This is a genomic window from Variovorax terrae, from assembly GCF_022809125.1.
In the GTDB taxonomy this organism is placed as follows: Bacteria; Pseudomonadota; Gammaproteobacteria; order Burkholderiales; family Burkholderiaceae_C; genus Variovorax_A; species Variovorax_A terrae.
Genome location: NZ_JALGBI010000002.1, coordinates 62,755 through 89,118, shown reverse-complemented (window position 1 = coordinate 89,118; position 26,364 = coordinate 62,755). Strand labels below are relative to the sequence as shown.

At 70.7% G+C, this 26,364-nt stretch carries 23 protein-coding genes, 1 pseudogene and 1 riboswitch; of the genes and pseudogenes, 14 read left to right on the top strand and 10 right to left on the bottom strand.

Annotation, left to right across the window (positions count from 1 at the left end; genetic code table 11):
- Window positions 1-17 precede the first annotated feature (17 nt).
- On the bottom strand, window positions 18-818 hold the full coding sequence (locus MMF98_RS15745; protein WP_243307574.1) for an enoyl-CoA hydratase/isomerase family protein: 801 nt from the start codon (window positions 816-818) through the stop codon (window positions 18-20).
- 91 nt (window positions 819-909) lie between these two features.
- Window positions 910-1,905, bottom strand: coding sequence for a TraB/GumN family protein (locus MMF98_RS15740; RefSeq protein WP_243307572.1), 996 nt, complete (start codon window positions 1,903-1,905; stop codon window positions 910-912).
- Window positions 1,906-1,943: 38 nt separating this feature from the next.
- On the opposite strand from MMF98_RS15740, the gene MMF98_RS15735 reads away from it, so the two are divergent.
- The 4 genes from MMF98_RS15735 to MMF98_RS15720 all read left to right on the top strand — a co-directional run bounded on the left by MMF98_RS15735 (window position 1,944) and on the right by MMF98_RS15720 (window position 6,510).
- Window positions 1,944-2,372, top strand: a complete 429-nt coding sequence (locus MMF98_RS15735; protein ID WP_243307571.1) for a VOC family protein — start codon at window positions 1,944-1,946, stop codon at window positions 2,370-2,372.
- A gap of 86 nt (window positions 2,373-2,458) precedes the next feature.
- Window positions 2,459-3,202 (top strand): trehalose-phosphatase, encoded by a 744-nt coding sequence (gene otsB / locus MMF98_RS15730; protein ID WP_243307569.1) that lies wholly within the window; start codon window positions 2,459-2,461, stop codon window positions 3,200-3,202.
- Window positions 3,199-5,022: a glycoside hydrolase family 15 protein gene (locus MMF98_RS15725; protein WP_243307568.1), complete on the top strand. Its 1,824-nt coding sequence runs from the start codon at window positions 3,199-3,201 to the stop codon at window positions 5,020-5,022. Before otsB ends, MMF98_RS15725 begins: the two co-directional genes overlap by 4 nt.
- A 99-nt stretch (window positions 5,023-5,121) precedes the next feature.
- On the top strand, window positions 5,122-6,510 hold the full coding sequence (locus tag MMF98_RS15720) for an alpha,alpha-trehalose-phosphate synthase (UDP-forming) (protein ID WP_243307566.1): 1,389 nt from the start codon (window positions 5,122-5,124) through the stop codon (window positions 6,508-6,510).
- Between the two features lie 24 nt (window positions 6,511-6,534).
- On the opposite strand, the gene MMF98_RS15715 is transcribed toward MMF98_RS15720, so the two are convergent.
- Window positions 6,535-7,545, bottom strand: coding sequence for a fumarylacetoacetate hydrolase family protein (locus tag MMF98_RS15715; RefSeq protein WP_243307565.1), 1,011 nt, complete (start codon window positions 7,543-7,545; stop codon window positions 6,535-6,537).
- Between the two features lie 101 nt (window positions 7,546-7,646).
- On the opposite strand from MMF98_RS15715, the gene MMF98_RS15710 reads away from it, so the two are divergent.
- The 4 genes from MMF98_RS15710 (at window position 7,647) to MMF98_RS15695 (ending at window position 11,499) form a co-directional block, all read left to right on the top strand.
- On the top strand, window positions 7,647-8,423 hold the full coding sequence (locus MMF98_RS15710; protein ID WP_243307563.1) for an IclR family transcriptional regulator: 777 nt from the start codon (window positions 7,647-7,649) through the stop codon (window positions 8,421-8,423).
- On the top strand, window positions 8,420-9,451 hold the full coding sequence (locus MMF98_RS15705) for a DUF3108 domain-containing protein (protein WP_243307562.1): 1,032 nt from the start codon (window positions 8,420-8,422) through the stop codon (window positions 9,449-9,451). Before MMF98_RS15710 ends, MMF98_RS15705 begins: the two co-directional genes overlap by 4 nt.
- 107 nt (window positions 9,452-9,558) lie before the next feature.
- Window positions 9,559-9,840: a BTH_I0359 family protein gene (locus MMF98_RS15700; RefSeq protein ID WP_243308631.1), complete on the top strand. Its 282-nt coding sequence runs from the start codon at window positions 9,559-9,561 to the stop codon at window positions 9,838-9,840.
- 237 nt (window positions 9,841-10,077) lie between these two features.
- Complete coding sequence (locus MMF98_RS15695) at window positions 10,078-11,499, top strand: hypothetical protein (RefSeq protein ID WP_243307561.1); 1,422 nt, start codon at window positions 10,078-10,080, stop codon at window positions 11,497-11,499.
- Window positions 11,500-11,616: 117 nt separating this feature from the next.
- Here MMF98_RS15695 and MMF98_RS15690 read toward each other — a convergent pair whose 3' ends face one another.
- Entirely contained in the window at window positions 11,617-12,675 is a 1,059-nt protein-coding gene (locus tag MMF98_RS15690) for an AbrB family transcriptional regulator (protein ID WP_243307560.1), read from the bottom strand.
- A 54-nt stretch (window positions 12,676-12,729) separates the two neighbouring features.
- On the opposite strand from MMF98_RS15690, the gene MMF98_RS15685 reads away from it, so the two are divergent.
- Window positions 12,730-13,554: a ChaN family lipoprotein gene (locus MMF98_RS15685; RefSeq protein ID WP_243307559.1), complete on the top strand. Its 825-nt coding sequence runs from the start codon at window positions 12,730-12,732 to the stop codon at window positions 13,552-13,554.
- On the opposite strand, the gene MMF98_RS15680 is transcribed toward MMF98_RS15685, so the two are convergent.
- Together MMF98_RS15680 and aptA are read right to left on the bottom strand one after the other, a co-directional pair.
- Complete coding sequence (locus MMF98_RS15680; protein WP_243307558.1) at window positions 13,540-14,547, bottom strand: YeiH family protein; 1,008 nt, start codon at window positions 14,545-14,547, stop codon at window positions 13,540-13,542. The genes MMF98_RS15685 and MMF98_RS15680 overlap by 15 nt on opposite strands.
- Window positions 14,548-14,666: 119 nt before the next feature.
- A complete protein-coding gene (gene aptA, locus MMF98_RS15675; RefSeq protein ID WP_243307557.1) occupies window positions 14,667-16,001 on the bottom strand; it encodes an omega-aminotransferase AptA in 1,335 nt (444 codons plus the stop codon).
- An 83-nt stretch (window positions 16,002-16,084) separates the two neighbouring features.
- On the opposite strand from aptA, the gene purU reads away from it, so the two are divergent.
- On the top strand, window positions 16,085-16,933 hold the full coding sequence (purU, locus tag MMF98_RS15670; RefSeq protein WP_243307556.1) for a formyltetrahydrofolate deformylase: 849 nt from the start codon (window positions 16,085-16,087) through the stop codon (window positions 16,931-16,933).
- A gap of 101 nt (window positions 16,934-17,034) precedes the next feature.
- Window positions 17,035-17,904 carry a LysR substrate-binding domain-containing protein gene (locus tag MMF98_RS15665; protein ID WP_243307553.1) on the top strand — a complete coding sequence of 290 codons (870 nt, stop codon included), beginning with the start codon at window positions 17,035-17,037 and terminating at the stop codon, window positions 17,902-17,904.
- A 7-nt stretch (window positions 17,905-17,911) separates the two neighbouring features.
- Here MMF98_RS15665 and MMF98_RS15660 read toward each other — a convergent pair whose 3' ends face one another.
- Entirely contained in the window at window positions 17,912-19,159 is a 1,248-nt protein-coding gene (locus MMF98_RS15660; RefSeq protein ID WP_243307551.1) for a cystathionine gamma-synthase family protein, read from the bottom strand.
- A 42-nt stretch (window positions 19,160-19,201) separates the two neighbouring features.
- Window positions 19,202-19,279: riboswitch (SAM riboswitch) on the bottom strand.
- A 153-nt stretch (window positions 19,280-19,432) separates the two neighbouring features.
- Between MMF98_RS15660 and MMF98_RS15655 the strand changes: the two genes are divergently transcribed.
- From MMF98_RS15655 to MMF98_RS15645, 3 genes are all read left to right on the top strand, one after another.
- Window positions 19,433-20,935, top strand: a complete 1,503-nt coding sequence (locus MMF98_RS15655; RefSeq protein ID WP_243307549.1) for an FAD-linked oxidase C-terminal domain-containing protein — start codon at window positions 19,433-19,435, stop codon at window positions 20,933-20,935.
- Between the two features lie 158 nt (window positions 20,936-21,093).
- Window positions 21,094-21,444, top strand: coding sequence for a CidA/LrgA family protein (locus MMF98_RS15650; RefSeq protein WP_243307548.1), 351 nt, complete (start codon window positions 21,094-21,096; stop codon window positions 21,442-21,444).
- Entirely contained in the window at window positions 21,437-22,162 is a 726-nt protein-coding gene (locus MMF98_RS15645; RefSeq protein WP_243307547.1) for an LrgB family protein, read from the top strand. Before MMF98_RS15650 ends, MMF98_RS15645 begins: the two co-directional genes overlap by 8 nt.
- Before the next feature lie 9 nt (window positions 22,163-22,171).
- On the opposite strand, the pseudogene MMF98_RS15640 reads toward MMF98_RS15645, so the two are convergent.
- From MMF98_RS15640 to glpD, 3 genes and pseudogenes are all read right to left on the bottom strand, one after another.
- Window positions 22,172-24,016: pseudogene (locus MMF98_RS15640) on the bottom strand (carboxyl transferase domain-containing protein); the annotation flags it as partial.
- A 78-nt stretch (window positions 24,017-24,094) separates the two neighbouring features.
- The gene (locus tag MMF98_RS15635; protein ID WP_243307545.1) at window positions 24,095-24,451 is read right to left on the bottom strand and encodes a carboxymuconolactone decarboxylase family protein; all 357 of its coding nucleotides are present in this window, start codon (window positions 24,449-24,451) and stop codon (window positions 24,095-24,097) included.
- Between the two features lie 309 nt (window positions 24,452-24,760).
- The gene (gene glpD, locus MMF98_RS15630) at window positions 24,761-26,356 is read right to left on the bottom strand and encodes a glycerol-3-phosphate dehydrogenase (protein WP_243307543.1); all 1,596 of its coding nucleotides are present in this window, start codon (window positions 26,354-26,356) and stop codon (window positions 24,761-24,763) included.
- Between the last annotated feature and the right edge of the window lie 8 nt (window positions 26,357-26,364).

Here is a 26,364-nt window from a genome sequence, read left to right as displayed (position 1 = left end):
GCCGGCCCTGAACACGCTCAAAACTTCGGCGCCCGGCGCTCCCGCAGCGAGGCTACGCCCTCCTTCACATCGGGCCCGCCGAAGCCCATGAATTCGAGCGCCAGTGAGGTATCGAAGCTCGGCCCGGCCTGGCGCAGCCAGTTGTTGAGCGCGTACTTGGTCCAGCGGATGGCGGTCTGGCTGCCGGCGGCCAGGCGCTCGGCCACCTCGTAGGCCTTGGGCAGCAGGTCGGCCTCATCGACCGCCAGCGACACCAGGCCGATGCGCTCGGCCTCCTCGCCGCTCACGGGCTCGCACAGCATCAGGTAGTACTTGGCCTTGGCCATGCCGCACAACAGCGGCCAGACGATGGCCGCGTGGTCGCCGGCAGCCACGCCCAGGCGGGTGTGGCCGTCCACGATCTTCGCCGTCCTGCTGGCGATGGAGATGTCGGCCAGCAGCCCGGCCACCAAGCCCGCGCCCACGGCCGGGCCGTGCAGCGCGGAGACGATGGGCTTGTCGCAGTTGATGACGTTGTAGACCAGGTCGCGCGCCTCCTTCCAGACGCGGGTGCGCACGGCGAAATCGTCCGCCATATCCTGCACCAGCGCGAGGTCGCCGCCGCCCGAGAAGCCCAGGCCCTCGCCGCGCAGCACGGCGCAGCGCACGCTGTCGTCGGCGCCGACGTCGCGCCAGATTTCGCTGAGCTCCCAGTGGCCCTCATGCCCGGCGGTGGGCAGCTTGCCGTTCTGGGCCTTCATCTGGATGTCCAGCACAGCGCCCGCGGGGCCGCGGCGCGTGATGTTCAGGGTCTGGTAGCGGGTGTAGTCGGCGGGCATGGCGTGGGAGCCTCCAAAAAGGTGTTTTCAGAAAGAAAAGTGCCGGATGTCCAGGTGCAGCGGTCTTTTTTAGCTATCAAATCAGGAGCAATCAGGGAGCCGCCGGCCAGGGCTCGCGCGTCACGCTGAAGCCGCGCGCACGCAGCAGCGTGGGCAGGCCCTGCGGCCCGATCATGTGCAGTGCGCCCACCGCCGCGAACACGCGGCGCCCGCCCTCGTGCAGCGCGGCGATCTTGCCGGCCATCGGCGCGTTGCGGTCGTCCAGCAGGCGCTTCATCTGCTCGCGCTCGACCGGCGTGTCCAGACAGTGGCACCACTGCGGGTAGCGCTCCAGCATCGCCAGGTCGCCGTCGGCCCAGGCCTGCGCCAGGGCGCGCAACTGCTCGGCGCCCTCGCCCGACGCCAGCTCGTCGAGCGCGCTGTCGAACAGATCGCCCTCCTCGGCATCGTCGCGCCCGGCCAGCAGCGCCAGTTGCTCGCTGGCCTGCTCCAGCGCGACGATGGGCTGGCGCTGCGCCTGCGCGGTGCTGGCCAGCACCGCGTCGACGGCGAACTCGGCATACAGCGCCTCGCGGCGCGCCGCCAGCACCGTGAGCGTGACGGCCTGCATCACCGGCCGCTGGTGGGCCAGCGCCTGCAGCGGCAGGCACAGGGCGGCGGCCTGGGTGGCCAGCCGCGCGCGCCGCGCAAGGCCGAGCACGCGCTGCGCGATCGCGGGATCGGCCGGCGCCATCAGCGGCCGCAGCGATTCGGCATCGAGCGGATTGAGCTCCAGCGCCAGCAGGTCGCTGCCCTGCAGCGCGCGCAGCACCGTGGGGCCGGGAACCACCCAGTCGGCGCGCGCCACGTGCAGCGTGCCGTAGAGCCAGGAGCGGCGCCCGTCTTTTTCCACGCGCCACAGCAGGCCACGGTCGCGCGCCGCGCGCACCTCCTGCTGCAGGCGCTCGGGCGTGAGGGCCGGCGGCGCCGGCGGGCAATCGGAGGCGGTGGGCGCGGTGGGCGCGGGCTGTGCCTGCGCCGCCCAGGCCGACAGCGCCAGCAGTGCGGCGGCGAGCGCCCGGCGCGGGGAAGGGGCGAGAACCATCATGCGGCCATGATACGCAGCGCGCTGCTATGCTCGCCGGCATGAGTGATGCCCGCCCCCGCAGCCTGTTCCATTTGGCCTTCAACGTCACCGACCTCGACCAGGCGCGCCGCTTCTATGGCGGCGTGCTCGGCTGCGCCGAAGGGCGCAGCACCGGCACCTGGGTCGATTTCGATTTTTTCAGCCACCAGATCTCGCTGCACCTGGGCCCGCCGTTCAAGACCGAGCGCACCGGCCACGTGGGCGACGTGCTGGTGCCGATGCCGCACTTCGGCCTGGTGCTGGCGCTGCCCGACTGGCAGGCGCTGGCGCAGCGGCTCACCGAAGCCGGCACCGACTTCGTGCTGGCGCCCCAGGTGCGCTTCGAGGGCCAGCCCGGCGAGCAGTGGACCATGTTCTTCTGCGACCCGTTCGGCAACCCGATCGAGATCAAGGGCTTCCGCTCGCTGGACAGCGTCTACGCCGCCTGACGCCGGCGCCCCGTAGGCGCCGTCCTACACGCACACGGGCCGCCGCGGCCTAGCCCGCGCGCCACCGCGCTGCTAAGGTGGTCCGGATGAATTTCGTGGACATCCTCTGTCCGTCGTGCGCGCTGTTCCTGGACTTCGACGGCACCCTGGTGGATCTGGCCCCGCAGCCCGAAGCGGTGCGCGTGCCCGCCGGGCTGGTGGACAGCCTGGAGGCGCTGGCCGGCTACCTGGACGGCGCGCTGGCCGTGATCTCGGGCCGGCCCATCGCGCAGATCGACGCCTACCTGTTCCCCCTGCGCCTGCCGGCGGCCGGCGTGCACGGCGCCGAGCGGCGCGGCGCCGACGGCGCGCTGGCGCTGCTGCCCACCGTGCCGCTGGAGCGCGTGGAGCAGGCCGCCCGGGCGCTGGCCCAAAGCTACCCGGCCCTGCGCGTGGAGTTCAAGCGCGGCTCGGTGGCCCTGCACTACCGTCAGGCCCCGGCGCTGGAGAACCTGTGCCTCGAGGCCCTGCAGGCCGCGGTGGCCGACTCGCCGGGGCTCACGCTGCTGCGCGGCAAGATGGTGGTGGAGGCCAAGCCGGGCGGCGCCAGCAAGGGGCTGGCGATCGAGGCCTTCCTGCGCGAGCCGCCGTTCGCCGGCCGCACCCCCGTGTTCGCCGGCGACGACCTCACCGACGAAGTGGGCTTCAGCACCGTGCAGCGCCTGGGCGGGCTCGGTGTGAAGATCGGCAGCGGGGCCAGCGTGGCCTGGCACCGGCTGGGCAGCGCCGCCGCGCTGCGGCATGAATTGGCCCAGGCCGCCTTGGCCCGGACCGGAAAGGCGCTGCGATGACCTCCATTCCCAGCCTCGCGCGGGCCGACACCGGCCCGCTGGCCGCCTCGCTGAACCTCGGCCTGGTCGGCAACTGCGCCTACAGCGCCCTGATCGACGCGCGCGGACGCGTCGTCTGGTGCTGCCTGCCGCGCTTTGACGGCGACCCGGTGTTCAACGCGCTGCTCGACCCGGGCGACGCGGGCAGCGACTGGTCGTTCGAGATCGAGGACTTCGCGCGCAGCGAGCAGGCCTACGAACCCAACACCGCGATCCTGCGCACCCGGCTGTACGACGCGCGCGGCCAGGCCATCGAGATCACCGACTTCGCGCCGCGCTTCATGAGCCGTGACCGCATGTTCCGCCCGCTCACGCTGGTGCGGCGCGTCAAGCTGCTGGCCGGCACGCCGCGCGTGCGCGTGCTGCTGCGCCCGCGCTTCGACTGGGGCCGCCAGGCGCCCGTGGTCACGCAGGGCAGCCACCACATCCGCTACGTGGGCACCGGCCAGGTGCTGCGCGTGACCAGCGACGCGCCGCTGAGCTACGTGCTGGCGCAGAGCTGGTTCGTGCCGGGCCACGCCATGAACTTCATCCTCGGGCCCGACGAGACCCTGAGCGGCGGCATCGAGGACACGGCCCACGCCTTCGAGGTGGAAACCGCCACCTACTGGCGCAGCTGGACGCGGCGCCTGGCGATCCCGCTCGAATGGCAGGACGCGGTGATCCGCGCCGCCCTCACGCTCAAGCTCTCGCTGTTCGAGGACACCGGCGCCATCGTCGCGGCCATGACCACCAGCATCCCCGAGGCGCCGCACAGCGGGCGCACCTGGGACTACCGCTACTGCTGGCTGCGCGACGCCTTCTTCGTGGTGCGCGCTCTCAACAGCCTGTCGGAAGTGGGCACCATGGAGGACTACCTGCGCTGGCTCGGCAACGTGATCGTGCGCTCGCGCGGCGGCCACATCCAGCCGCTGTACGGCATCGGCCAGGAAGAGGCGCTGCACGAGGCCGTGATCGACCACCTGCCCGGCTACCGCGGCCAGGGCCCGGTGCGCGCGGGCAACCAGGCGCACGAGCATTTCCAGCACGACGTCTACGGCAACATCGTGCTCGGCGCGGCCCAGGCCTTCCACGACCACCGGCTGTTCCGCCGCGGCGGGCGCGTCGAATTCATCCACCTGGAGGCCGTGGGCGAGCAGGCCTGGGCGCTGTACGACCAGCCCGACGCCGGCATGTGGGAGCTGCGCACGCGCACCCGCATCCACACCTCGTCGGCGCTGATGAGCTGGGCCGCCTGCGACCGGCTGGCCAAGGTGGCGGCCACGCTGGCCCTGCCCGAGCGCATCCTGCACTGGCGCCAGCGCGCCGACACCATCCGCACGCGCATCCTGCAGGAGGCCTGGAGCGAGCCGCGCCAGGCCTTCGCCGAGAGCTTCGGCGGCAGCGACCTCGACGCCAGCGTGCTGCTGATGGCCGAGGTCGGCTTCATCGACCCGCACGACGCCCGCTTCCTGGCCACGGTGGAGGCGCTCGAGCAGACGCTGTGCGACGGCCCCTACATGCGCCGCTACGAGGCGCCCGACGACTTCGGCCGGCCCGAGACCGCCTTCAACATCTGCACCTTCTGGCGCATCGACGCGCTGGCGCGCATCGGCCGCAAGGCGCAGGCGCGCGAGATCTTCGAGACCATGCTGGCGCGGCGCAACCCGCTGGGCCTGCTGTCGGAGGACACGCACCCGGTCACCGGCGAGATGTGGGGCAACTTCCCGCAGACCTACTCCATGGTCGGCCTGATCAACGCCGCGGTGCGGCTGTCGGCGCCGTGGGACAGTGTCATATGAAGCACCCCCTGAGTCGCTTCGCGCCTTCCCCCTCGAGGGGGACGCACCCAGCGGCCGGGCCCAGCCCGCTCCGCGGGTGCCCTGGCCTGGATCGCTGAGATGGGCCGGCTCGTCATCGTCTCCAACCGCGTGGCCGATCCGCGCAAGACGGCCGCGGGCGGCCTCGCGGTGGCGCTGGCCGACGTGCTCAACCGCACCGGCGGGCTGTGGTTCGGCTGGAGCGGCCGCATCACGGAGCACGAGGCCGGCGCCGCGCCGCCCGACGGCCCCGTGCACCGCCAGCAGGCCGGCCCGGTGACCTTGGCCACCGTGGACCTCGCGCGCGCCGACCACGATGCCTACTACCTCGGCTATGCCAACGGCGTGCTGTGGCCGGTGTTCCACTACCGGCTGGACCTGGCCAACTTCGACGCGGGCTTCATCGCGGGCTACCGGCGCGTCAACAGGATGCTCGCGCAGCGGCTGCTGCCGCTGCTGCAGCCCGACGACGTGATCTGGATCCACGACTACCACCTGATCCCGATGGCGGCCGAGCTGCGCGCGCTCGGCTGCACCCAGCGCATCGGCTTCTTCCTGCACATTCCGCTGCCGCCGCCGCTGATCCTGGCCGCGATTCCGGCGCACGACTGGCTGGTGCGCGCGCTGTTCGAGCACGACCTCGTGGGCTTCCAGAGCGAGGCCGACCTCGCGCATTTCTCGCGCTATGTCGAGACCGAACTCGGCGCCGAGCCGGCCGGCCCCGGCCGCTGGCGCCTCGGCGAGCGGACGGTGCGCGCCGGCACCTTCCCGATCGGCATCGACGTGGACGAGTTCGCGGCCCTGACCCACGCGCCCGAGGCCCGCGACATGTACACCCGCATGCGCGAGGAGTATTCGCGCCGGCGCCTGCTGATCGGCGTGGACCGGCTCGACTACTCCAAGGGCCTGCCGCAGCGCCTGCGCGCGTTCCGCGAACTGCTGCTGCGCCATCCCGACACGCGCAACAGCGCCACGCTGATCCAGATCGCCTCGCCCAGCCGCGAAAGCGTGCTGGCCTACAACGACATCCTGCGCGAGATGGAGACCCTGTGCGGCGCCATCAACGGCGACTTCGGCGAGCTCGACTGGATGCCGGTGCGCTACATCCACCGCACGGTGGCGCGCAAGCGGCTGCCCGGCCTGTACCGCGCGGGACGGGTGGCGCTGGTGACGCCGCTGCGCGACGGCATGAACCTGGTGGCCAAGGAGTTCGTGGCCGCGCAGGACCCGGCCGACCCCGGCGTGCTGGTGCTGTCGCGCTTTGCCGGCGCGGCCGAGCAGCTCAGGGAGGCGATCCTGGTCAATCCCTACGACATCGAGGCCACCGCGCAGGCCATCCAGGCCGCGCTGCAGATGCCGGTGCAGGAGCGGCGCGCGCGCCACCAGGCGCTGCTGGCCGGCATCCGGCGCCAGGACGTGCGCTGGTGGTGCGACACCTTCCTGGGCGCGCTGTCGAGCGCGCCGCGCTGAGCGGCGGCGCGCGGCGGCCGGCTGTTATTTGGCCAGCGGGACGATCTTCTGGTCGATCGCGCCGAACACGGATTGCCCGTCGCGGCCCTTCATCTCGATGCGGATGGTGTCGCCGTACTTCATGTAGCCGGTGGCGGGCTTGCCGTCGAGGATGGTCTCGATCGCGCGCTTCTCGGCGATGCAGCTGTAGCCCTTGGTCCATTCCTTCTTGCCGTTGACTTCCGCGGCGCGGTTGCTCACCGTGCCCGAGCCGACGATGCTGCCGGCGCGCACGTTGCGGGTCTTGCAGATGTGGGCGATCAGCTGGCCGAAGTGGAAGGTCATCTCCTTGCCGGCGTCGCACATGCCGACGGTGCGGCCGTTCCAGGTGCTCTGGATGGTCAGGTGCAGGCGGCCGCCGTCCCAGGCCTCGCCGAGTTCGTCCAGCGTCACGGTCACCGGGCTGAAGGCGGTGGCGGGCTTGCTCTGGAAGAAGCCGAAGCTCTTGGCCAGCTCGTCGGGGATCAGGTTGCGCAGCGAGACGTCGTTGGCCAGCATCACCAGGCGGATGCCGTCCAGCGCCTGCTCGGGCGTGGCGGTCATGGGCACGTCGCCGGTGATCACGGCCACCTCGGCCTCGAAATCGATGCCGAAATCCTCGCTGGGCGAGACCACGTCGTCGGTCGGGCCGATGAAGTCGTCGCTGCCGCCCTGGTACATCAGCGGCTCGGTGTAGTAGTTGGCCGGCACCTCCGCGTGGCGCGCCAGGCGCACCAGCTCCACGTGGTTGATGTAGGCCGAGCCGTCGGCCCACTGGTAGGCGCGCGGCAGCGGCGCCATGCACTGGGCCGGGTCGAACGGGAACGCATGGCGGGCCTTGCCGCTGTTGAGCGTGGCGTACAGGTCCTGCAACTGGGGCGACAGGAAGCTCCAGTCGTCGAGCACCTGCTGCAGTTTGCTGGCAATGCCGGTCGCATAATGCGCGGTGCTCAGGTCACGCGACACCACAACCAGTTGACCGTCACGCGAGCCATCCTTGTACGTAGCCAATTTCATGAAATGTCCCCAGTGGATGAATGCGCTAAAGTCTTTGACCGTTACGCATTGTTGAATGAATTTACCTAAACGTAATTGTATAAGAAACCGATGAGAACGTCATGAAAGAGCGCGCCGGTATCCAGTCTGTCGAAGTGGGGTTCAGCTTGCTGGGCGTGCTGGCCCAGGCCGCCGGCCCGCTGATGCTGCGCGACCTGGCCGCCGCTGCCGGCATGAGCGCGGCCAAGGCGCACCGCTACCTGGTGAGCTTCCAGCGGCTCGATCTGGTGACGCAGGACGCCACCAGCACCCGTTACGACCTCGGCCCCGCCGCGCTCAAGCTGGGCCTGGCCTCGCTGTCGCGGCTGGACGCCGTGAAGCTGGCGCGCGAGCGCGTGGTGCCGCTGATGGAGCAGATCGGCCACACGCTGGCGCTGGCGGTCTGGGGCAACCACGGGCCCACCATCGTGCACTGGGAGGAATCGCCCAACGCCATGACCATCCTGCGCCTGGGCGACGTGATGCCGCTGCTGTCGTCGGCCACCGGCCGCTGCTTTGCGGCCCACATGTCGCGCGAGGCCATCGCGCCGCTGCTCAACGCGGAGCTGGCGCGCGCGCAGAAGCTCAACCGGCGCGACCTGCCGACCAGCCTGGCCGAGGTCGACGGCATGCTCGACGAGGTGCGCCGCCACGGCCTCGGGCGCGTGATCGACTCGCTGCTGCCGGGCGTGGTGGGCTTTTGCGCGCCGGTGTTCGATTCGGACGGCCACATCGCCCTGGGCATCGTCTCGCTCGGGCCAGCCTCGAGCTTCGACGCCCAGTGGGACGGCAAGGTGGCCCAGTCCCTCAAGAAGGCCGCCGCGCAGCTGTCGAGCGACCTGGGGTACGGCGGCGGATGAACGGGGCGGCGCCCGCGGTGCGCTGGCGGCCGCTGGCCGCGCTGGGGGCGGCGGTCGTGCTGGCGCACCTGGCGCTGCTGCGGGCCGTTCCTCCGGCGCCGGACGGGCGCGCGCCGCCCGCCCTGCGCCAGTTCATCACGCGCAGCATCGAGATCAAGCCCGCGGCACCCGCGCCGGCCCCGCCCGCCGCCCCACCGGCCGCGCGGCCGGCGCCCCGGCCGCCGCGCAGCTCCGTTTCAGATGCAAATACGCCGCAGGTCCAGGTGCAGCGGTCATTTTCTGCTATTGATTCGATAGCATCCGAGGTACCGCCGCCAGCCGCCGAAGCCGTGGCCGCCGCGCCCGTGCCCCCTGCCGCGCCGCCGGTGGATGCCGCGCGCACCACGGCCTTCAGCATTCCCGGCTCGGTCCGGCTCGGCTACAGCGTCAACGGCGAATCCAGGAAGCAGTCCTACAACGTGCGCAGCGAGCTGCTGTGGCTGCAGGACGGCAGCAGCTACGACGCCCGGCTCGAGGTCAGCGCCTTCCTGATGGGCTCGCGCACGCAGAGCAGCGCCGGACGCATCACCGCCGAGGGGCTGGCCCCCACCCGGTTTGGCGACAAGCAGCGCAGCGAGCAGGCTGCGCATTTCGAGCGCGACAAGGGCAAGGTGGTGTTCAGCGCCAACACGCCCGACGCGCCGCTGCTGGCCGGCGCGCAGGACCGCCTGAGCGTGTTCCTGCAGCTCGGCGCCATGATCGCCGGCGACCCGGCCCGCTACCCCGCAGGCACCGCCCTCAGCATGCAGACCGTCGGCGCGCGCGAGGCCGACGTCTGGCTATTCACCGTGGAAGGCGAGGAACCGCTGAGCCTGCCCGCCGGCACCATGCCGGCGCTGAAGCTGGTGCGCAGCCCGCGCCGCGAGTTCGACCAGAAGGTGGAGCTCTGGCTGGCGCCCTCGCTCGGCTACCTGCCGGTGCGCCTGAAGCTGACGCAGTCCAACGGCGACTTCGCGGACCAGCAGTTGCGCTCCGTCGAGAAGCCTTGACACAAAAATTTGCCAGAAGCGGACAAAAGTCCTGAAAACCCGGTCGGCCTTGAAACTGGCCCGGGCGTTGCTATCTAACAGGTATACGCAGAAGGACCATGAACACCATGCACATGCTCTACGATTCCGACTCCTTTGTGGTTGTGCACATGCAGGCCGATGCCGCGGCCGAGGATGCGCCACAGCCCAGCACGCCCATGCTGGCGCGCCACGGGTTCGAGATCGTGGACAAACGTTCCGGCAAGGAGGTCTACCTCGACGGCTCCTGGGCCGAGCTGTTCCAGCAGCAGATCACCGCCTGGCAGCTCAACACCCCGACCCAGGAAGAAGTGGAAGACATGCTGGACCGCTACGCCGAACTCGCACAGAACCCCGTCGTGGTGCACTGAGCGGCTGAGCGCCCTCCCCCCAACCCCGCCTGCGCACCGCAGCCGGGGGTTTTTCGTTGCCGGGCCGCCCCAAGACGAAAAGCGCCCCCTCGGGGGGAAGCGACCCGCGCAGCGGCGGAGCGTGGGGGCCATTTTTCATGCCCGGGCCCCGCAAATTACCTGATTTCGTGGATTGCCTCGCCTCGCGCCAGCGCCAAGAATGCCGTCGCCAGCCTCAAAACCCTGGAGGAATTCACGATGTCATTCCGCACAACACCCTGGTGGGCCGCGCCCGCTTTCGCCCTCGCCCTGTTCGTGACCGCCTGCGGCGGCGGAGGCGGCGGCTCCAGCAACGGCGGTGGTGGAGGTGGTGGCGGAGGCGGTGACACGCCCGCGGCCGCCACCGTGAGCGGCACGGCCGCGGTAGGCGCCGCGCTGCAGAACGCCAGCATCAGCCTGCTGTGCAACGATGGCCGCGCCAACACCGCCACCGCCGGCGCCGACGGCAAATACAGCCTCACGCTGCCCAGCGACTGCGCCGCGCCCTACCTGCTGCGCGCCACGGGCCAGGTCAACGGCGCGACGGTCACGCTGTACGCCTATGCCGACGCCAAGGGCAACATCAACCTCACCACCTTCAGCACCCTGGTGGCCGGCGCCGCCAGTCCGGGCAGCGACCTGGCCGCCGTGTACGCGGCCATCGCCAGCGGCAGCCAGCCCGTCGGCGCCACCTGGACCGGCAGCACCGCGGGCAGCGCCATGGGCCAGGTGGGCCAGTTGCTGACCGCGCTGCTGGGTGGCGCGGCGCCGCCCTCCGTCACTGCGGCCTGGCTCAACCAGGCCTTCAACGCGGCCCAGGGCGATGCCTTCGACGGCCTGCTGGAGCAATTCAAGACCGCCCTGGGCGGCGCCTCGATCGACAGCCTGCTCGAGCAGTTCGCGCAGGCCGGCGGCAGCCCCGGCTACCAGCCATGGCGGGTGCTGTTCGGCACGCAAGGCACGCGGGTCTTCACGGGCACCGACTGCATCTACAGCGGCAGCACCTCCGCCTCGCTGGGCACCACCACCTTCACGCTCACACGCAAGAGCAACGGCGTGCGGGTCGATGTCGCCGGCACGCTCGACACCACGCACAATGGCGGCTTCGACCTGACCACGGACGCCGGCATGCGCTGGAGCATGACGGCCAATGCCACCTCCAGCTTCGTCGTGCTGCTTCTGGACAACAGCGGCAACCTGTTCAACTACGACACCACGGGCACCTACACGCAGCCGCTGCGCATGTACATCACCTCCTCCGCGCTGTACGCTTGCACCCAGGTCGCCTCGGCCGCGCTGACGCCCGCCACGCTCAACCACTTCGACCCAGTCGCCCGCATCGGCAAGCTGCTGGGCAACCAGGCCGGAGGCCCCAAGACCTGCGGCACCTCGCCCAGCACCTACTCGTTTTCGAACACCGCGGTCGGCGTGGTGCAAAGCAGCCTGGCCGGCGGCGGCGCGCTACCGGCCGACTGGCTGTTGCAGACCGGCGGCAGCTACTCGGAAACCGCGGCCTTCCCCGGCTACCCGACGGGGCCGGCCCAGATCAGCCTGACTTACGGCTCGACATCCAACGTGATGAGTCTGCGCCAGTTGAACGGCAGCCCCAACCTCAACTGCTCGCGTCAAACCGTCTTTTGACCTTTGCTCCTCGCGGCTCAAGCGCCTTTCGGGGCGCTTTTTTTCGTCCCCCAGCCATCTCCAGACGAAGGAGAGAGGGGCCGCGCCCCGCACGGCGGCCAAGTCGGGGGCGTGTGTTCACCGCCCCTGCGAGTGCCGGTACAGCCAGCGGAACATCGGCTCCACCAGGATCAGCACCGCGATCAGCCGGCACACCTGCAGCGCCGTGACCACCGGCACGCCGAGCTGCAGCACCTTGGCCGTGATCGACATCTCGGTGATGCCGCCGGGCGAGGTGCCCAGGATCAGCGTGGCCGGGTGCAGCCCCGTGCCCAGCGACAGCAGCCAGGCGAAGCCCGCGCACAGCAGCATCATCGCCAGCGTGCCCAGCGCCACCGAGGCCAGCCAGCGCGGCGCGGTGTGGATGAACTCGGCCGTGAAGCGCACGCCCAGGCTGACGCCGATCACGAGCTGCGCCGCGTTGGACAGCCACTGCGGGATCGCTGACAGCGTGATGCCGTTCATCGTGAGCCCCATGGCCACCAGCAGCGCCCCCATGAACCACGGGTTGGCGCGCCCCAGCCAGCGCATCAGCAGCGCGCCCACGCCGGTGAGCACGGCCAGCAGCGCGAAGCCGCCGCCCTGCACGTCGCGCACCGCCGGCGGCAGCTGGTCGAGCCCGTGCAGGCCGCTGAACTGCATGGCAAACGGAATCAGCACCGTGACCAGCAGCACGCGCAGGCTGTGGGCCGAGGCCACGAGGTCGGTGCGCGCCTGCTCGCGCTCGGACAGCAGCGTCATCTCGGAAGCGCCGCCGATCGCGCCGGCGAAATAGGTGGTGGCGCGCGACAGGCCCGGCATGCGCGGCGCGTGCACACGCTGCAGCCAGGCCCCGAACAGCCAGCCCAGCACCAGCGCCCAGACGATGCCCAGCGCGATGGCCCACCACAAGCCGGCCACCAGCGTCGTGACCTGCGGCGTGAAATACAGGCCCAGCGCGGTGCCGATGGTCCATTGGCCGGTGTTGCGCAGCGGCGCCCAGCTTTCGGTGGGCGCGCCGGCCATCGACACCAGGGCCGTGGCCAGCAGCGGGCCGATCATCCAGGGCAGCGGCGTCCTGAGCCAGAGGCAGAGCCCGGCGGCGGCCAGGGCCAGCAGCAGGGTGAGGGCGATACGGACGGGGGAAGGCAGGCGCATGAGGCGGAACAACTGAACGCGTAGTATCGCGCCATGCACTGTCGAACCACTGTCATGGCCTTGCTGCTGCCCGCCATGTTGCTGGCCGCCTGCGCCGGCCCGGGCCCCGCCGGGCCCGCGCTGGCCACGCGCCTGGACGCGCTGCTGCCGGCCGACGCCCTGCTGCTCGGTGAGCAGCACGACGCCGAGGACCATCACCGCCTCGAACGCGACAGCACCGCGCTGCTGGCCGAGCGCGGCGTGCTGGCAGCCCTGGTGCTGGAGATGGCCGACCAGGGCGGCTCCACCGCGGGCCTGCCGCGCGACGCCGGCGAGGCCCGGGTGCGCGACGCCCTGCACTGGGATGAGCGCGCCTGGCCCTGGCGCTCCTACGGGCCGGCCGTGATGGCGGCGGTGCGCGCGGGTGTGCCGGTGCTGGGCGCCAACCTGCCGCGCAGCCGCCTGCGCGAGGCCATGGCCGACGCCGCGCTGGACCAGCAGTTGCCCGGCCCGGCGCTCAAGGCGCAGCAGCAGGCCATCCGCGCCGGCCACTGCGGCCTGCTGCCCGAAAGCCAGATCACGCCGATGACGCGCATCCAGATCGCGCGCGACCGCAGCATGGCGCAGACGCTGCAGCAGGCCGCCGTGCCGGGCCGCACCGTGCTGCTGATCGCCGGCGCGGGCCATGTCGACCGCTCGCTCGGCGTGGCCCGCCACCTGCCGCCGGATTTCAAGGCAAAAGCGGTCAAGGTCCAGGCCGGCGGGTCGTTGGATGCTATGAAAAACGGAGCAGATTTCGACAGCGTGTGGGCCACGCCGCCGGTGCCCCCGCTCGACCACTGCGCCGAGCTGGAGCGGGCCTTGCCCGCGCGCACGGGCGCCGCGTCAGCCCAGCCGTAGGCCGAGCACCGCCGCCAGCACCAGCGCGGCGATGAACACCGTCTCGCCCACCAGCATGGCCACCGGCTGCCAGCCGAGCTTGAGCAAGTCCTCGAACGAGGTCTTGACGCCGGCCGCCGCGATCGCGGTCACCAGCATCCAGCGCGAAGTGTCGCTGGCGGCCTGCGTCATCGGCGGCGTGAACACGCCCACGGTGGCCAGCAGCACCAGCACGATGAAGGCCAGCAGGAAGCCGGGCACCAGCGGCACCTGTTCGTCGGCCGCGCGCGCCGCGGGGTGGCTGCGGTAGAGCATGGCGATCACCAGCACCACCGGCATCAGCAGCATCACGCGGAACAGCTTGACCACCGTGGCCACGTCGCCGGCCTGCGGGCCGAGCATCATGCCGGCGGCCACCACCTGGGCCACGTCATGGATGGTGCCACCCAGGAAGATGCCCGACTGCTCGGGCGTGAGGCCCAGCGCCTGCAGGCTGAACGGGTAGATCACCATGGCCAGCGTGGACAGCACCGTGACGCCGACCACGGCCAGCAGCGTGAAGCGCTCGTTCTCCTTGGTCTGCGGCAGCACCGACGAGATGGCCAGCGCGGCCGAGGCGCCGCAGATGCCCACCGCGCCGCCCGACAGCAAGCCCTCCTCGCGCGGCCGCCCGAGCCAGCGCGCCAGCAGCACACCGAACAGGATGGTGAGCGCGACCGCCAGCACGACCACCACGGCCGAGGCCACGCCCAGCTTGGCCACCTGCGTGAGCGTGATGCGCGCGCCCAGCAGCGCCACGCCGATGCGCAGCACGGTGCGGCCGCAGAAATCGATGCCGGGCTTGACCTGCGGGTGGCCCATCAGGAAATGGAAGGCCAGCCCGATCAGCAGCGCATAGAGCAGCTGCGGACCGCCGTAGTGCTCGGACAGGAAGGTGGCGGCCAGCGCGATGACACCGCACACCAGCACACCGGGCAGATTCGTGGACACAACATGGCGAAGGCGCTGGAACATGGGCGCGGTACTCGGAAAGAAGGCAGACAAACGACAAGGGCTGCACGATACGTGCAGCCCCCGAACCCCTCAACATCATCTGAATGACCCAGACGACTGGCGCAGCGGCCTCGGGCGGCTCAAGCGTGCTTCCTGATCGAGTCGGCCAGCGTGTTGACCAGCGTGTCGATGTGCGACTTCTCCACGATGTAGGGCGGCGCGATCACCACCACGTCGCCGGCCGGGCGCACCAGCGAGCCCCGGTGGAAGCAGTCCAGGAAGATGTCGTAGGCGCGCTTGCCGGGCGTGCCCGCGATGGGCGCCAGCTCGACTGCGGCCGCGAGGCCCAGGCTGCGGATGCCCACCACATTGGGCAGGCCCTTGAAGGCGCTGTGGAAGGCATCGCCCAGCATCTGGCCCATCTCGCCGGCGCGGGCGAACAGGTTCTCCTGCTGGAACAGCTCCAGCGTCGCGATGGCCGCGGCACAGGCCACCGGGTGGCCCGAGTAGGTGTAGCCGTGGAAGAACTCGACCACGTGCTCGGGCGCATTGGTGTTCATCATCGCGTCGTACAGCTTGTCGCGGCAGATCACGCCGCCCAGCGGGATCACGCCGTTGGTCACACACTTGGCGAAGGTCAGCATGTCGGGCACCACGCCGTAGTAGTCGGCGCCGAAGTTGCGCCCCAGGCGGCCGAAGCCGGTGATGACCTCGTCGAAGATCAGCAGGATGCCGTGCTTGTCGCAGATCTCGCGCAGGCGCTGCAGGTAGCCCTTGGGCGGCAGGTACCAGCCGGCCGAACCCGCCACCGGCTCGACGATGATGGCGGCCACGTTGCTCGGGTCGTGCAGCGGCAGGATGCGGTTCTCCAGCTCGAGCAGGATGTCTTCCTGCCAGACCGGCTCCTGGTTGTGGATGTAGGCGTGGTTCACCGGGTCGTGGATGAAGCGCATGTGGTCCACGCGCGGCAGGAAGGCCGAGCCGAACACCTTGCGGTTGCCCGGGATTCCGCCCACCGACATGCCGCCGAAGCCCACGCCGTGGTAGCCCTTCTCGCGGCCGATGAACACGTTGCGGTGGCCCTCGCCGCGCGCGCGGTGGTAGGCCAGCGCGACCTTGAGCGCGGTGTCGGCGGCTTCCGAGCCCGAGTTGCAGAACAGCACCTTGTTGAGGTCGCCGGGCGCCATGGCGGCGATCATCTCGGCGGCCTTGAAGGCCTTGTCGTTGCTGGCCTGGAACGCGGTCGAGTAGTCCAGCGTGTCGAGCTGCTTCTTGATGGCTTCGTTGATCGGCTTGCGGTTGTGGCCCGCGGCCACGCACCACAGCGAGGAGATGCCGTCAATCACCTTCTTGCCGTCGTGCGTGGTGAACTCCATGCCGTCGGCGGCCACGAAGACGCGCGGGTCCTTGCGGAAATGGCGGTTCGGTGTGAAGGGCAACCAGTGGTTGTCCATGTTGAAATCGTTGTAGGCCATGAACGTCTCCTGCAATACGGTGCAAACGGCCATTTTGGCATCGAAGCACGGCGGCCAGGGCACCCTGCGACAATTCACCCCGTATGAATCACGCTTATATCCTGACCCTGTCCTGCCCTGACCGTACCGGCATCGTGCATGCCGTTTCCGGCTTTTTGCTGGAGCGCGGCGGCAACATCGAGGAAGCCGCGCAGTACAACGACCATGGCACCGGCCTGTTCTTCATGCGGGTACAGTTCGCCTGCGACCGGCTCAGCCACGCGGAGCTGCGCGCGCAGCTCAAGCTCTTTGCCGAACCGTTCGCCATGGACTGGCAGCTGCACGCCACGGCCGAGCCGGTCAAGGCCGTGCTGATGGTCAGCAAGGAAGGCCACTGCCTGAACGACCTGCTGTTCCGCTGGAAGAGCGGCCTGCTGCCGCTGGACATCCGCGCCATCATCAGCAACCACCGCGAGTTCTACCAGCTGGCCGCCAGCTACAACGTGCCGTTCCACCACATCCCGGTGACGGCGGCCACCAAGGCCCAGGCCGAGGCCAGGCAGTACGAGATCATCGAGACCGAGGGCGCCGAGCTGGTGGTGCTGGCGCGCTACATGCAGGTGCTGAGCGACGACCTGTGCCGCAAGCTGGCTGGCCGCGCCATCAACATCCACCACAGCTTCCTGCCTAGCTTCAAGGGCGCCAAGCCCTACTACCAGGCCCATGACCGCGGCGTGAAGCTGATCGGCGCCACCGCCCACTACGTGACGGCCGACCTCGACGAGGGCCCGATCATCGAGCAGGACGTGGCCCGCGTGGACCACAGCAAGACGGTGGAAGACCTCACGGCCATGGGCCGCGACACCGAAAGCCAGGTACTGGCTCGCGCCGTCAAGTGGCACAGCGAGCACCGGGTGCTGCTGAATGGCCACAAAACCGTGATATTCAAATGACCCCCCCGAAGCGCCTGCGGCGCCTCCCCCCCAAGGGGGGGCGCCACCAGCGGCCCGGCAGAGCCGGTTCCGCGGTGGCCTCCTGAAAAGGGTTGGCGCCCATGACTGCTCGCATCCCACCGATCCAGTGCCTGCTCACCTTCGAGGCGCTGGCGCGGCTGCGCAGTGTGACGCAGGCGGCCGAGGAGCTGTGCGTCACGCCCAGCGCGGTCAGCCACCGGGTGCGCCAGCTCGAACAGATCATCGGCACGCGGCTGTTCGGCCGGGCTGACTTCTCGCTCACCACCGAGGGCAGCGAATACCTGGCCCATGTGCGCGAGGGGCTGGCGGTGCTGGCGCGCTTTCCAGGCGCCGACGCGACGCCGGGCAAGCGCAAGCTCAAGCTGGCGGTCACGCCGACGTTCGCGCGCTCGATCCTGATGCCGCGGCTGCGCCAGTTCACCGAAGCCTATCCCGAGATCGACCTCACGCTGCAGGTCAGCATCCCGCTGCTGGACGTGGTGGCCGAGGACGCCGACCTGATCATCCGCTTCGGCACCGGGCGCTATGCCGACGTGGAGCACCTGTGCCTGATTGAGGACGTGGTCACGCCGCTGGCCTCGCCCGCCTACATCCGCGAGAACGGCCCGTTCGACGCGCCCGAGGACCTGCAGCGCGCGGCCCTGCTGCGCAGCCCGCTGGAGCCCTGGCGCACCTGGTTCGGCGCGCACGGCCTGGACTGGCCGGAGCCGCCCGACGGTTCCTCGTTCAACGACATCGGCCTGATGTGCGACGCCGCGGCCCAGGGCCTGGGCGTGGCGCTGGTGCGCCTGAAGCTCGGCGCGCCCTGGATCGAGAACGGCTCGCTCGAGCGCCTGTCGGCCCGCAACGTGCCCAGCCCGCATGCGCACTACCTGTGCTGGCGCACCGGCACCATGGACCGCTGGGAATGTGCGGCCTTCGCCGAGTGGCTGCAGAAGAGCGTGGCGTGAGCCGCCGCTACGCGGCCAGCGCCTGCGCGAAGTCCGCCAGCAGATCGTCCGCGTCCTCGATGCCCACCGAGATGCGGATCAGCGATTCGGCGATGCCCTGCGCGGCGCGCTTTTCGCGGCCCATCTCGAAGTAGATGGTGTGCGCCACCGCGATGCCCAGCGTGCGGTTGTCGCCCAGATGGGTGGAAGAGACCACCAGCTGCAGCCGGTTGAGGAAGTCGAAGCAGTCGATGCCCTCGGCCAGCTCGAACGCCAGCAGGCCGCCGTAGCGACCACCAAATAGCTGCGCGGCCCGCGCATGTTGCGGATGCGAAGCGAGGCCCGGATAGTCCACATGCGCGACCTGCGGCTGCTGCTCGAGCCAGCCCGCCAGGCGCAGCGCGTTGGCGCAGATGCGCTCCATGCGCAGCGCCAGGGTTTCGGCGCCCACCGCGATGTGGTGGGCCGACTCTGGCGCCATCGTGCCGCCCATGTCGCGCAGGCCCTTCTTGCGGATCTGCGTGAGGCCCCACATCGCGGGCTTGGCGCTGCGGTAGGCCTCGTGGATGTGGGGAAAGCGCGTCCAGTCGAACAGGCCGGTGTCGGTGATCGCGCCGCCCAGGGCGTTGCCGTGGCCACCGATGTACTTGGTCAGCGAGTTCATCACCAACCCCGCGCCAACCTGCTTCGGGTTGAACAGCACGGGCGAGGTCATGGTGTTGTCCACGATGTAGAGGATGCCGCGCTCGGCGCACAGCGCGCCGATGCGCGCCAGGTCCGCCACCTGGGTGCGCGGATTCGCCACGGTCTCCAGGAACACCACGCGCGTAGTGGGCCGCAGCGCCGCCTCCACGTTCGCCACGTCGGTCACGTCCGCTTCGTCGATGGCGATGCCCTGCAGCGCCAGCGTGCCGAACAGGCTGGTGGTGTTGCCGAACAGGAAGCGGCTGGCCACCATGTGGTCGCCCGCGCGCAGCAGCGACAGCAGGGTGTGACCGATGGCCGCCATGCCGGTGGCGAAGCAGACCGTGCCGGTGCCCTGCTCCAGCGCCGTGATCTTGGCCTCCAGCGCGGCCGAGGTCGGGCTGCCCGAGCGGCCGTAGGTGTAGCCGGCCTTGGTGCCCTGGAACGCCGCCGCGAGGTCGCGCGCGTCCTCGTAGCCGAAGGCCACCGACGGGTGCACCGGCTTGTGCATCGCGCCGTGCTCGACGCCGAAGCGGCGGTCCGAATGCAGCAGCGTGGTGGTGAGTCCGTGTTGGCGGGGTGGGGTGGTCATGGTGTTCGTTCCCAAAAAGCAAAGCCCGTACCGCAGAGACGAAACGGGCTGGTCACGTTCGCTTTAGCGGCATTTATAAGGCGCCCGCAAGCTGTAGCTCAAATCGGCGCCAAGCCATTTTACGCCCCCGATGCGGCCTATAGCCGCCTCCCTGACACAGGGGCCATGCAGTGCACCGGCAGAGCCGGATGGACGCATTCCCGAATTTCTTTCACAAACCTGTGCATGATCCTTCATGGCACCAGCGCCCCGGCTGCCCTAAAGTAAGGGCCTATGAACGCACCCACTGTTTCCGACGAACAGCAGCGCCTCAAGCAGGCCGAGCGCCAGGCCCAGGTCGTTGCTGCGCTCCAGGCCGTGCTCCCCGCCCATGCCCTGCTCTGGACCGGCGAAGACACCACCCCCTACGAATGCGACGGCCTGACGGCCTACCGGCAGCGGCCGCTGGCCGTGGCGCTGCCGGAGACCGAGGAACAGGTGCAGGCCGTGCTGCAGATCTGCCACCGCCTGCGCGTGCCCGTGGTCGCGCGCGGCGCCGGCACCGGCCTCTCGGGCGGCGCGATGCCGCACAGGCTCGGCGTGACGCTGTCGCTGGCCAAGTTCAACAAAATTCTCAAGCTCGACGCCTTCAGCCGCACGGCCGTGGTGCAGTGCGGCGTGCGCAACCTCGCGATCAGCGAGGCCGCGGCGCCGCTGGGCCTGTACTACGCGCCCGATCCGTCGAGCCAGATCGCCTGCACCATCGGCGGCAACGTGGCCGAGAACTCGGGCGGCGTGCACTGCCTGAAGTACGGCCTGACGCTGCACAACGTGCTCAAGGTCAAAGGCTTCACCATCGAGGGCGAGCCGGTCGAGTTCGGCAGCGAGGCGCTGGACGTGGCCGGGCTGGACCTGCTGCCCATCGTGGTCGGCTCCGAGGGCATGCTGGCGGTGACCACTGAAGTTACCGTGAAGCTGGTGCCCAAGCCGCAGCTGGCGCGCTGCATCATGGCCAGCTTCGACGACGTGCGCCGCGCCGGCGATGCGGTGGCCGCCGTGATCGCGGCCGGCATCATCCCGGCCGGGCTCGAGATGATGGACAAGCCGATGACGGCCGCGGTGGAAGACTTCGTGCACGCGGGCTACGACCTCACGGCCGAGGCCATCCTGCTGTGCGAGAGCGACGGCACGCCCGAGGAGGTGGAGGAAGAGATCGGCCGCATGAGCGAGGTGCTGCGCGCGGCCGGCGCCACCGCCATCGCCGTGAGCCGCGACGAGGCCGAGCGCCTGCGCTTCTGGAGCGGGCGCAAGAACGCCTTTCCCGCCAGCGGCCGCATCAGCCCCGACTACATGTGCATGGACTCCACCATCCCGCGCAAGCGCCTGGCCGACATCCTGCTCGCGATCCAGCAGATGGAGAAGAAGTACCGGCTGCGCTGCGCCAACGTGTTCCACGCGGGTGACGGCAACCTGCACCCGCTGATCCTGTTCGACGCCAACGCCCCCGACGAGCTGCACCGCGCAGAACTGTTCGGCGCCGACATCCTGGAGACCAGCGTGGCCATGGGCGGCACGGTGACGGGCGAGCATGGCGTGGGCGTGGAGAAGCTCAACAGCATGTGCGTGCAGTTCAGCGCGGCCGAGAACGAGCAGATGTTCGGCGTCAAGCGCGCGTTCGACCCGCAAGGCCTGCTCAACCCCGGCAAGGTGATTCCCACGCTGAACCGCTGCGCCGAGTACGGCAAGATGCTGGTGCGCGGCGGGCAGATCGCGCACCCGGACCTGCCGCGCTTCTGAAATATGAAAACCACCCCCGAAGCGCCTGCGGCGCCTCCCCCTCTAGGGGGCGCCACCAGCGGCCCGGCAAAGCCGGCTCCGCGGTGGCCCGGGCCTGGGCCGCACCGATTGCATGCTTTGTGGATGGCGCGCAGCGTCATGGATCACTGAGATACACCATGCTGGCGCTGCGCGGTTTCACCTGGCTGCTGTTGCTGCAGTCGATCGGCGAACTGCTGGCGCGCGGCCTGTCGCTTCCGTTCCCGGGACCGGTGGTGGGCATGATCCTGTTGCTGGGTGCGCTGCGCTGGCCGCTGGTGCGTGAGCCGGTCGCGGCCTGTGCGGACTTCCTGCTGTCGCACCTGTCGCTGCTGTTCGTGCCGGTGGGGGTCGGGGTGGTCGCCAACCTGTCGCTGCTGAGCCAGTACGGCGGGCGCATGCTGGCGGTCATCGTGCTGTCCACCTGGGCCGGCCTGGCCGCGACGGCGCTGGTGCTGTACCTGCTGCGTGAGAAGGCGGACGATGCCTGACTTCGTCCAGCTCTGGGTCTACCTCTCGGCCACGCCGCTGTTCGGCCTGACGGCCACGCTCGTGGTCTACGTGCTGGCGCAGACGCTGTACGCGCGCCTGCAGCAGGCGCCCTGGGCCAACCCGGTGCTGTGGAGCGTGGCGGCCCTCGCCGCCGTGCTGCTGGCCACCGGCGTGCCCTACCCCACCTATTTCGCGGGCGCGCAGTTCATCCACTTCCTGCTGGGCCCCGCCGTGGTGGCACTGGCCTGGCCGCTGTGGCAGCGGCGCGAGGAGCTGCGCCGGCGCTGGGGCCGGCTGCTGCTGGCGGCACTGGCCGGCGGCGGCGTGGCCAGCGCGAGCGCGGTGGGCCTGGCCTGGGCGCTCGGGCTGCCGCACGACGTGGTGCTGTCGCTGGCGCCGAAATCGGTGACGGCGCCCGTGGCCATGGGCATCGCGGACAAGATCGGCGGCATCCCGGCGCTGACGGCCGTGTTCGCGGTGCTCACCGGGCTGGTGGGAGCGCTCAGCGGCAAGTACCTGTTCGCGGCATTGCGCATTCCCGGCACGCCCGCGGGCCGGACCGCGCGCGGCTTCGCTCTGGGCACGGCCTCGCATGGCATCGGCGCGGCACGCGCGCTGCAGGTCGATGCCGATGCGGGCGCCTACGCCGGGCTGGCGCTGGGCCTGCAGGTGGTGCTGGCCTCGCTGCTGATGCCGCTCGTCTTCAAGCTGCTCTGAGCAGCCGCCTCACCAGGTGTCGATGAAGCGCGTGGCGGCCGGCTGGGCCGGCGCGGCCGAGGCCAGGCCGCGCACCAGCCAGGCGCGCGTGCCGGCCGGGTCGATCACGGCGTCGATCTCCAGCGTGGCCGCCATGTTGAGGGCCTGCCCCGCCTCGTACTGCTGGGCCACCAGCTGCTCGTACAGCGCCTCGCGCTGCGGCCCCTCGGGCAGCGCCTCGAGCTCCTTGCGGTAGCCCAGGCGCACCGCGCCCTCCAGCCCCATGGCGCCGAATTCGCCGCTGGGCCAGGCCACGGTGAACACCGGCGCGTGGAAGCCGCCGGCCGTCATGCCCATCGCGCCCAGGCCGTAGCCCTTGCGCAGCACCACGCTGAAGTACGGCACGCCGAGCTTGGCGGCGGTGACGAACAGGCGCGCCACATGGCGCACCTGGGCCTGCCGCTCGGTCTCGGGGCCGACCATGAAGCCCGGCGTATCCACCAGGCTCACCAGCGGCAGGCCGTGCGCGTTGCACAGCTGCATGAAGCGCGCGGCCTTGTCGGCCGCATCGGCGTCGATGGCGCCGCCCAGGTGCGCGGGGTTGTTGGCCAGCAGGCCGACCGGCCGGCCCTCGATGCGCGCCAGCGCGGTGAGGATGCCCTGCCCGAAGCCGGGGCGCAGCTCCAGCAGCGAGCCGGTGTCGGCCAGCGTGTGCAGGATGGCGCGCACGTCGTAGGCGCGCACCCGGTTCTCGGGCACGGCATCGCGCAGCAGGGCCTGGTCGGCGCAGTCCCAGGCCTCGAGCCGGCCCTGGAAGTACGACAGGTACTGCTTCGCCGCGGCCACGGCCTCTTGCTCGTTCTCCACCAGCACATCGATCACGCCGTTGCGGGCCTGCACCTCGCTCGGGCCGATCTCCTCGGGGCGGAACACGCCCAGGCCGCCGCCTTCGATCATGGCCGGGCCGCCCATGCCGATGTTGCTGTTTCGCGTGGCGATGATCACGTCGCTGCAGCCCAGCAGCGCGGCGTTGCCGGCGAAGCAGCGGCCCGCGACGATGCCCACCACCGGCACCTGGCCCGAGAGTTGCGCGTAGGCGGCGAAGGTGTGCACGTGCAGGCCGGCCACGATGGGCATGTCGGTGTCGCCGGGCCGGCCGCCGCCGCCTTCGGCGAACAGCACCACGGGCAGCTTCTGCCGCAGCGCGATGCCCAGCAGCCGGTCGGTCTTCTGGTGGTTGCGCATGCCCTGGGTGCCGGCCAGCACGGTGGCGTCGTAGGCCAAGACCGCGGCGCGCGAGGCCTCGGGGCCGAACAGCGCGCCGTTGATGCTGCCGATGCCGGTGACCATGCCGTCGGCCGGCGTGGCGGCGATCAACTCCTTCATGCTGCGCCGGCGCGTCTGCGCGGCCACGGCCAGCGCGCCGTATTCGATGAAGCTGCCGGCATCGCACAGCTCGGCGATGTTCTCGCGCGCGGTGCGCAGGCCCTGTGCATGGCGCCGGGCCACGGCCTCGGGGCGGGCGGCATCGAGCGTGCGGGCATGGCGCTCGGCCACGCGCTGCCAGTCGGCGCGCACGGCCGCACCGGGCAGCCCAGTCACGGCGGCGGCCAGCCTGTCTGGCACATGCCTGGCAGCGGGCCCGGATGGGTCGGCCTCGACGCGCTCCAGGATCAAGAGCAGCTCGCCTTCGCCCACGCTCTCGCCTTCGGCAAAGAAGAGTTCGCGCACGCGGCCGGGCGCCGGAGCGCGCAGCTCGTGCTCCATCTTCATGGCTTCGAGGATCAGCAGCACGTCGCCCGTGCGCACCCAGTCGCCGGGCTGCACATGCCATTCCACGAGCTGGGCCTGCAGGGGGGAGCGGAGTTCGGTCATGCCACGATTTTGCGGCAGCCCCGGCGCCGGGCCGCGTCAATCGGGCGACAGGCGCCGCGCCCCTGGGTCTTCAGCCTCTCAGGCCTGGGATTGAGGCTGCGGCTGGTAGGCGTGCACGGCGTCCATCACGCGCGCCGAGTACACCATGGCGGCGCCGGCGTTGAGCGCCACCGCCACGCCCAGCGCCTCGGCGATTTCCTCGCGCGTGGCCCCCAGCTTGACGGCCTGCGCGGTGTGCACCGTGATGCAGCCGTCGCAGCGCGTGGTCACCGAGACGGCCAGCGCGATCAGCTCGCGCGTCTTGGCGTCGAGGTGGCCGGTCTTCTCGCCGGCGCCCGACAGCGCCTGGTAGCCCTTGAGGGTGTCGGGGCTCAGGCGGCCGATCTCGCCGATGCGGCCCAGCAGTTGTTTGCGGTAGTCGATCCAGTCCAGCATGGCCATGCTCCTTCGCAGCAGCGGGCCGGGCAGGACGCCCGGCCCAGACCCCCAGTGTTGCGCAATCGGGCCGGCAGATGAATCCCCTCGGGTGATTCATTTGTTACCGCCCGCGAACCCTGGCGCGCGCGGCCCCAGGATGCCCATACGCCGCGTTCAGGCGAGGCGCGCCGCTCAGAATCGCTGCATTATTGATAGCAACAAACGACCGCAGGACGTGGACATCCGGGCGTTTTCTTCACTAAAACCTCGCTGACGGGCTCCCGGCGGCCTCCCAGGCCCGCCGCGTGGCGTCCAGGCGCAGCGGCGTCACGCCGGCGTTCGCCCGTCGCCCATCCGGTTCATCCAGGCCGCCACGCGCTCGCGCTCGGCGGCGCTGTAGTGCAGGCCCAGCTTGCTGCGCCGCCACAGCACGTCGTCGGCATCCAGCGCCCATTCCTCGCGCCGCAGGTAGTCGAGCTCGGCCTCGTACAGGCCGGGCGCGACTTCGGCGCCGAGGTCGGCCAGCGCGGCGGCCGCGCCGAGCAGGCGCTCGACGCGCACGCCGTAGGCCCGGGCATAGCGCCGCGCCAGCGCACCGGGCAGCCAGGCATGGCGGCGCCGCAGTTCCGCAACGAAGCGCTCGAAATCGGTGTCGGGCCGCTGCGCCGGCCCGATCCAGGCCGACAGGTCGCCGCCCGGCAGGAAGGCCCCCGAGGTCCAGGCCGGGCGCGCCTCGCCGAGCAGGCGGCCAAGCTCGTCGGCGGCCTCCTCGGCGAGCTTGCGGAAGGTGGTGATCTTGCCGCCCCACACGCTGAGCAGCGGCGCGCCGCTGCCGGCATGCGTCTCCAGCAGGTAGTCGCGCGTCACGGCCGAGGGGTCGCCCGAGGCGTCGTCCAGCAGCGGGCGCACGCCGGTATAGCTCCACACCACGTCGGACGGAACCACGGGCTTCTTGAAGTAGCGGCTGGCCTGCTCGCACAGATAGGCCGTCTCGTCGGCGCTGATGCGGGCCTGCGCCGGGTCGCCGCCGAGCTCGACGTCGGTGGTGCCGATCAGCGTGAACGCGTCCTCGTAGGGAATGGCGAAGATGATGCGCTGGTCGGGGTTCTGGAAGATGTAGGCGTGGTCGTGCTCGAAGCAGCGCGGCACCACGATGTGGCTGCCCTGGACCAGGCGCAGGCTCCTGGTCGCCAGCGCCTCGCCGTGTGCGGGCCGCGCCGCGTCGCGCAGGAAGCGCTCGGCCCAGGGGCCGGCGGCATTGACCAGCGCCCGCGCGCGCAGCGTGCGGCGCATGCCGTCGCGGCCCTGCAGCGTGGCCGTCCAGCCCTCGCCGCAGCGCTGGGCCGCCACGCAAGCCGTGCGCGTGAGCACGCTGGCGCCCTGCGCCACCGCGTCCAGCGCGTTGAGCACCACCAGCCGCGCGTCGTTGACCCAGCCGTCGGAATAGATGAAGCCGCGGGTGAACCGGTCCTTGAGCGGCGCGCCCACCGGGTGGCGGCGCAGGTCCACGCCCGTGGAGCCGGGCAGCACCTCGCGCCGCGCCAGGTGGTCGTACAGGAAGATGCCCAGGCGGATCATCCAGGCCGGCCGCATCGAGGGGTCGTGCGGCATCACGAAGCGCAGCGGCCCCATGATGTGCGGCGCGCTCCGAAGCAGCACCTCGCGCTCCAGCAGCGCCTTGCGCACCAGGCCGAACTCGTAGTGCTCCAGGTAGCGCAGGCCGCCGTGGATCAGCTTGGTCGAGGACGAGGAGGTGTGCGACGCGAGATCGTCCTGCTCGCACAGCACCACGCGCCAGCCCCGGCCGGCCAGGTCGCGCGCAATGCCCGCGCCGTTGATGCCGCCGCCCACCACGAGCACGTCGCAGTCGGCCGCCGCAGATGCCAGCCTTTCGGCGGGCCGGGTCTCAGTCGGCTGGGGCAAGGAGCACC

Excerpts from the sequence above, each read along its gene's own strand:
- MMF98_RS15650 (WP_243307548.1), top strand. The coding sequence starts at position 21,094 with ATGCTGGCGCTGCGCGGTTTCACCTGGCTGCTGTTGCTGCAGTCGATC.
- MMF98_RS15705 (WP_243307562.1), top strand. The coding sequence starts at position 8,420 with ATGAACGGGGCGGCGCCCGCGGTGCGCTGGCGGCCGCTGGCCGCGCTG.
- MMF98_RS15685 (WP_243307559.1), top strand. The coding sequence starts at position 12,730 with ATGGCCTTGCTGCTGCCCGCCATGTTGCTGGCCGCCTGCGCCGGCCCG.
- MMF98_RS15665 (WP_243307553.1), top strand. The coding sequence starts at position 17,035 with ATGACTGCTCGCATCCCACCGATCCAGTGCCTGCTCACCTTCGAGGCG.
- MMF98_RS15710 (WP_243307563.1), top strand. The coding sequence starts at position 7,647 with ATGAAAGAGCGCGCCGGTATCCAGTCTGTCGAAGTGGGGTTCAGCTTG.
- aptA (WP_243307557.1), bottom strand. The coding sequence starts at position 16,001 with ATGGCCTACAACGATTTCAACATGGACAACCACTGGTTGCCCTTCACA.
- MMF98_RS15660 (WP_243307551.1), bottom strand. The coding sequence starts at position 19,159 with ATGACCACCCCACCCCGCCAACACGGACTCACCACCACGCTGCTGCAT.
- purU (WP_243307556.1), top strand. The coding sequence starts at position 16,085 with ATGAATCACGCTTATATCCTGACCCTGTCCTGCCCTGACCGTACCGGC.
- MMF98_RS15740 (WP_243307572.1), bottom strand. The coding sequence starts at position 1,905 with ATGATGGTTCTCGCCCCTTCCCCGCGCCGGGCGCTCGCCGCCGCACTG.
- MMF98_RS15655 (WP_243307549.1), top strand. The coding sequence starts at position 19,433 with ATGAACGCACCCACTGTTTCCGACGAACAGCAGCGCCTCAAGCAGGCC.
- MMF98_RS15700 (WP_243308631.1), top strand. The coding sequence starts at position 9,559 with ATGCACATGCTCTACGATTCCGACTCCTTTGTGGTTGTGCACATGCAG.
- MMF98_RS15715 (WP_243307565.1), bottom strand. The coding sequence starts at position 7,545 with ATGAAATTGGCTACGTACAAGGATGGCTCGCGTGACGGTCAACTGGTT.
- MMF98_RS15645 (WP_243307547.1), top strand. The coding sequence starts at position 21,437 with ATGCCTGACTTCGTCCAGCTCTGGGTCTACCTCTCGGCCACGCCGCTG.
- MMF98_RS15735 (WP_243307571.1), top strand. The coding sequence starts at position 1,944 with ATGAGTGATGCCCGCCCCCGCAGCCTGTTCCATTTGGCCTTCAACGTC.
- MMF98_RS15720 (WP_243307566.1), top strand. The coding sequence starts at position 5,122 with ATGGGCCGGCTCGTCATCGTCTCCAACCGCGTGGCCGATCCGCGCAAG.
- MMF98_RS15745 (WP_243307574.1), bottom strand. The coding sequence starts at position 818 with ATGCCCGCCGACTACACCCGCTACCAGACCCTGAACATCACGCGCCGC.
- otsB (WP_243307569.1), top strand. The coding sequence starts at position 2,459 with ATGAATTTCGTGGACATCCTCTGTCCGTCGTGCGCGCTGTTCCTGGAC.
- MMF98_RS15680 (WP_243307558.1), bottom strand. The coding sequence starts at position 14,547 with ATGTTCCAGCGCCTTCGCCATGTTGTGTCCACGAATCTGCCCGGTGTG.
- MMF98_RS15725 (WP_243307568.1), top strand. The coding sequence starts at position 3,199 with ATGACCTCCATTCCCAGCCTCGCGCGGGCCGACACCGGCCCGCTGGCC.
- MMF98_RS15635 (WP_243307545.1), bottom strand. The coding sequence starts at position 24,451 with ATGCTGGACTGGATCGACTACCGCAAACAACTGCTGGGCCGCATCGGC.
- MMF98_RS15690 (WP_243307560.1), bottom strand. The coding sequence starts at position 12,675 with ATGCGCCTGCCTTCCCCCGTCCGTATCGCCCTCACCCTGCTGCTGGCC.
- MMF98_RS15695 (WP_243307561.1), top strand. The coding sequence starts at position 10,078 with ATGTCATTCCGCACAACACCCTGGTGGGCCGCGCCCGCTTTCGCCCTC.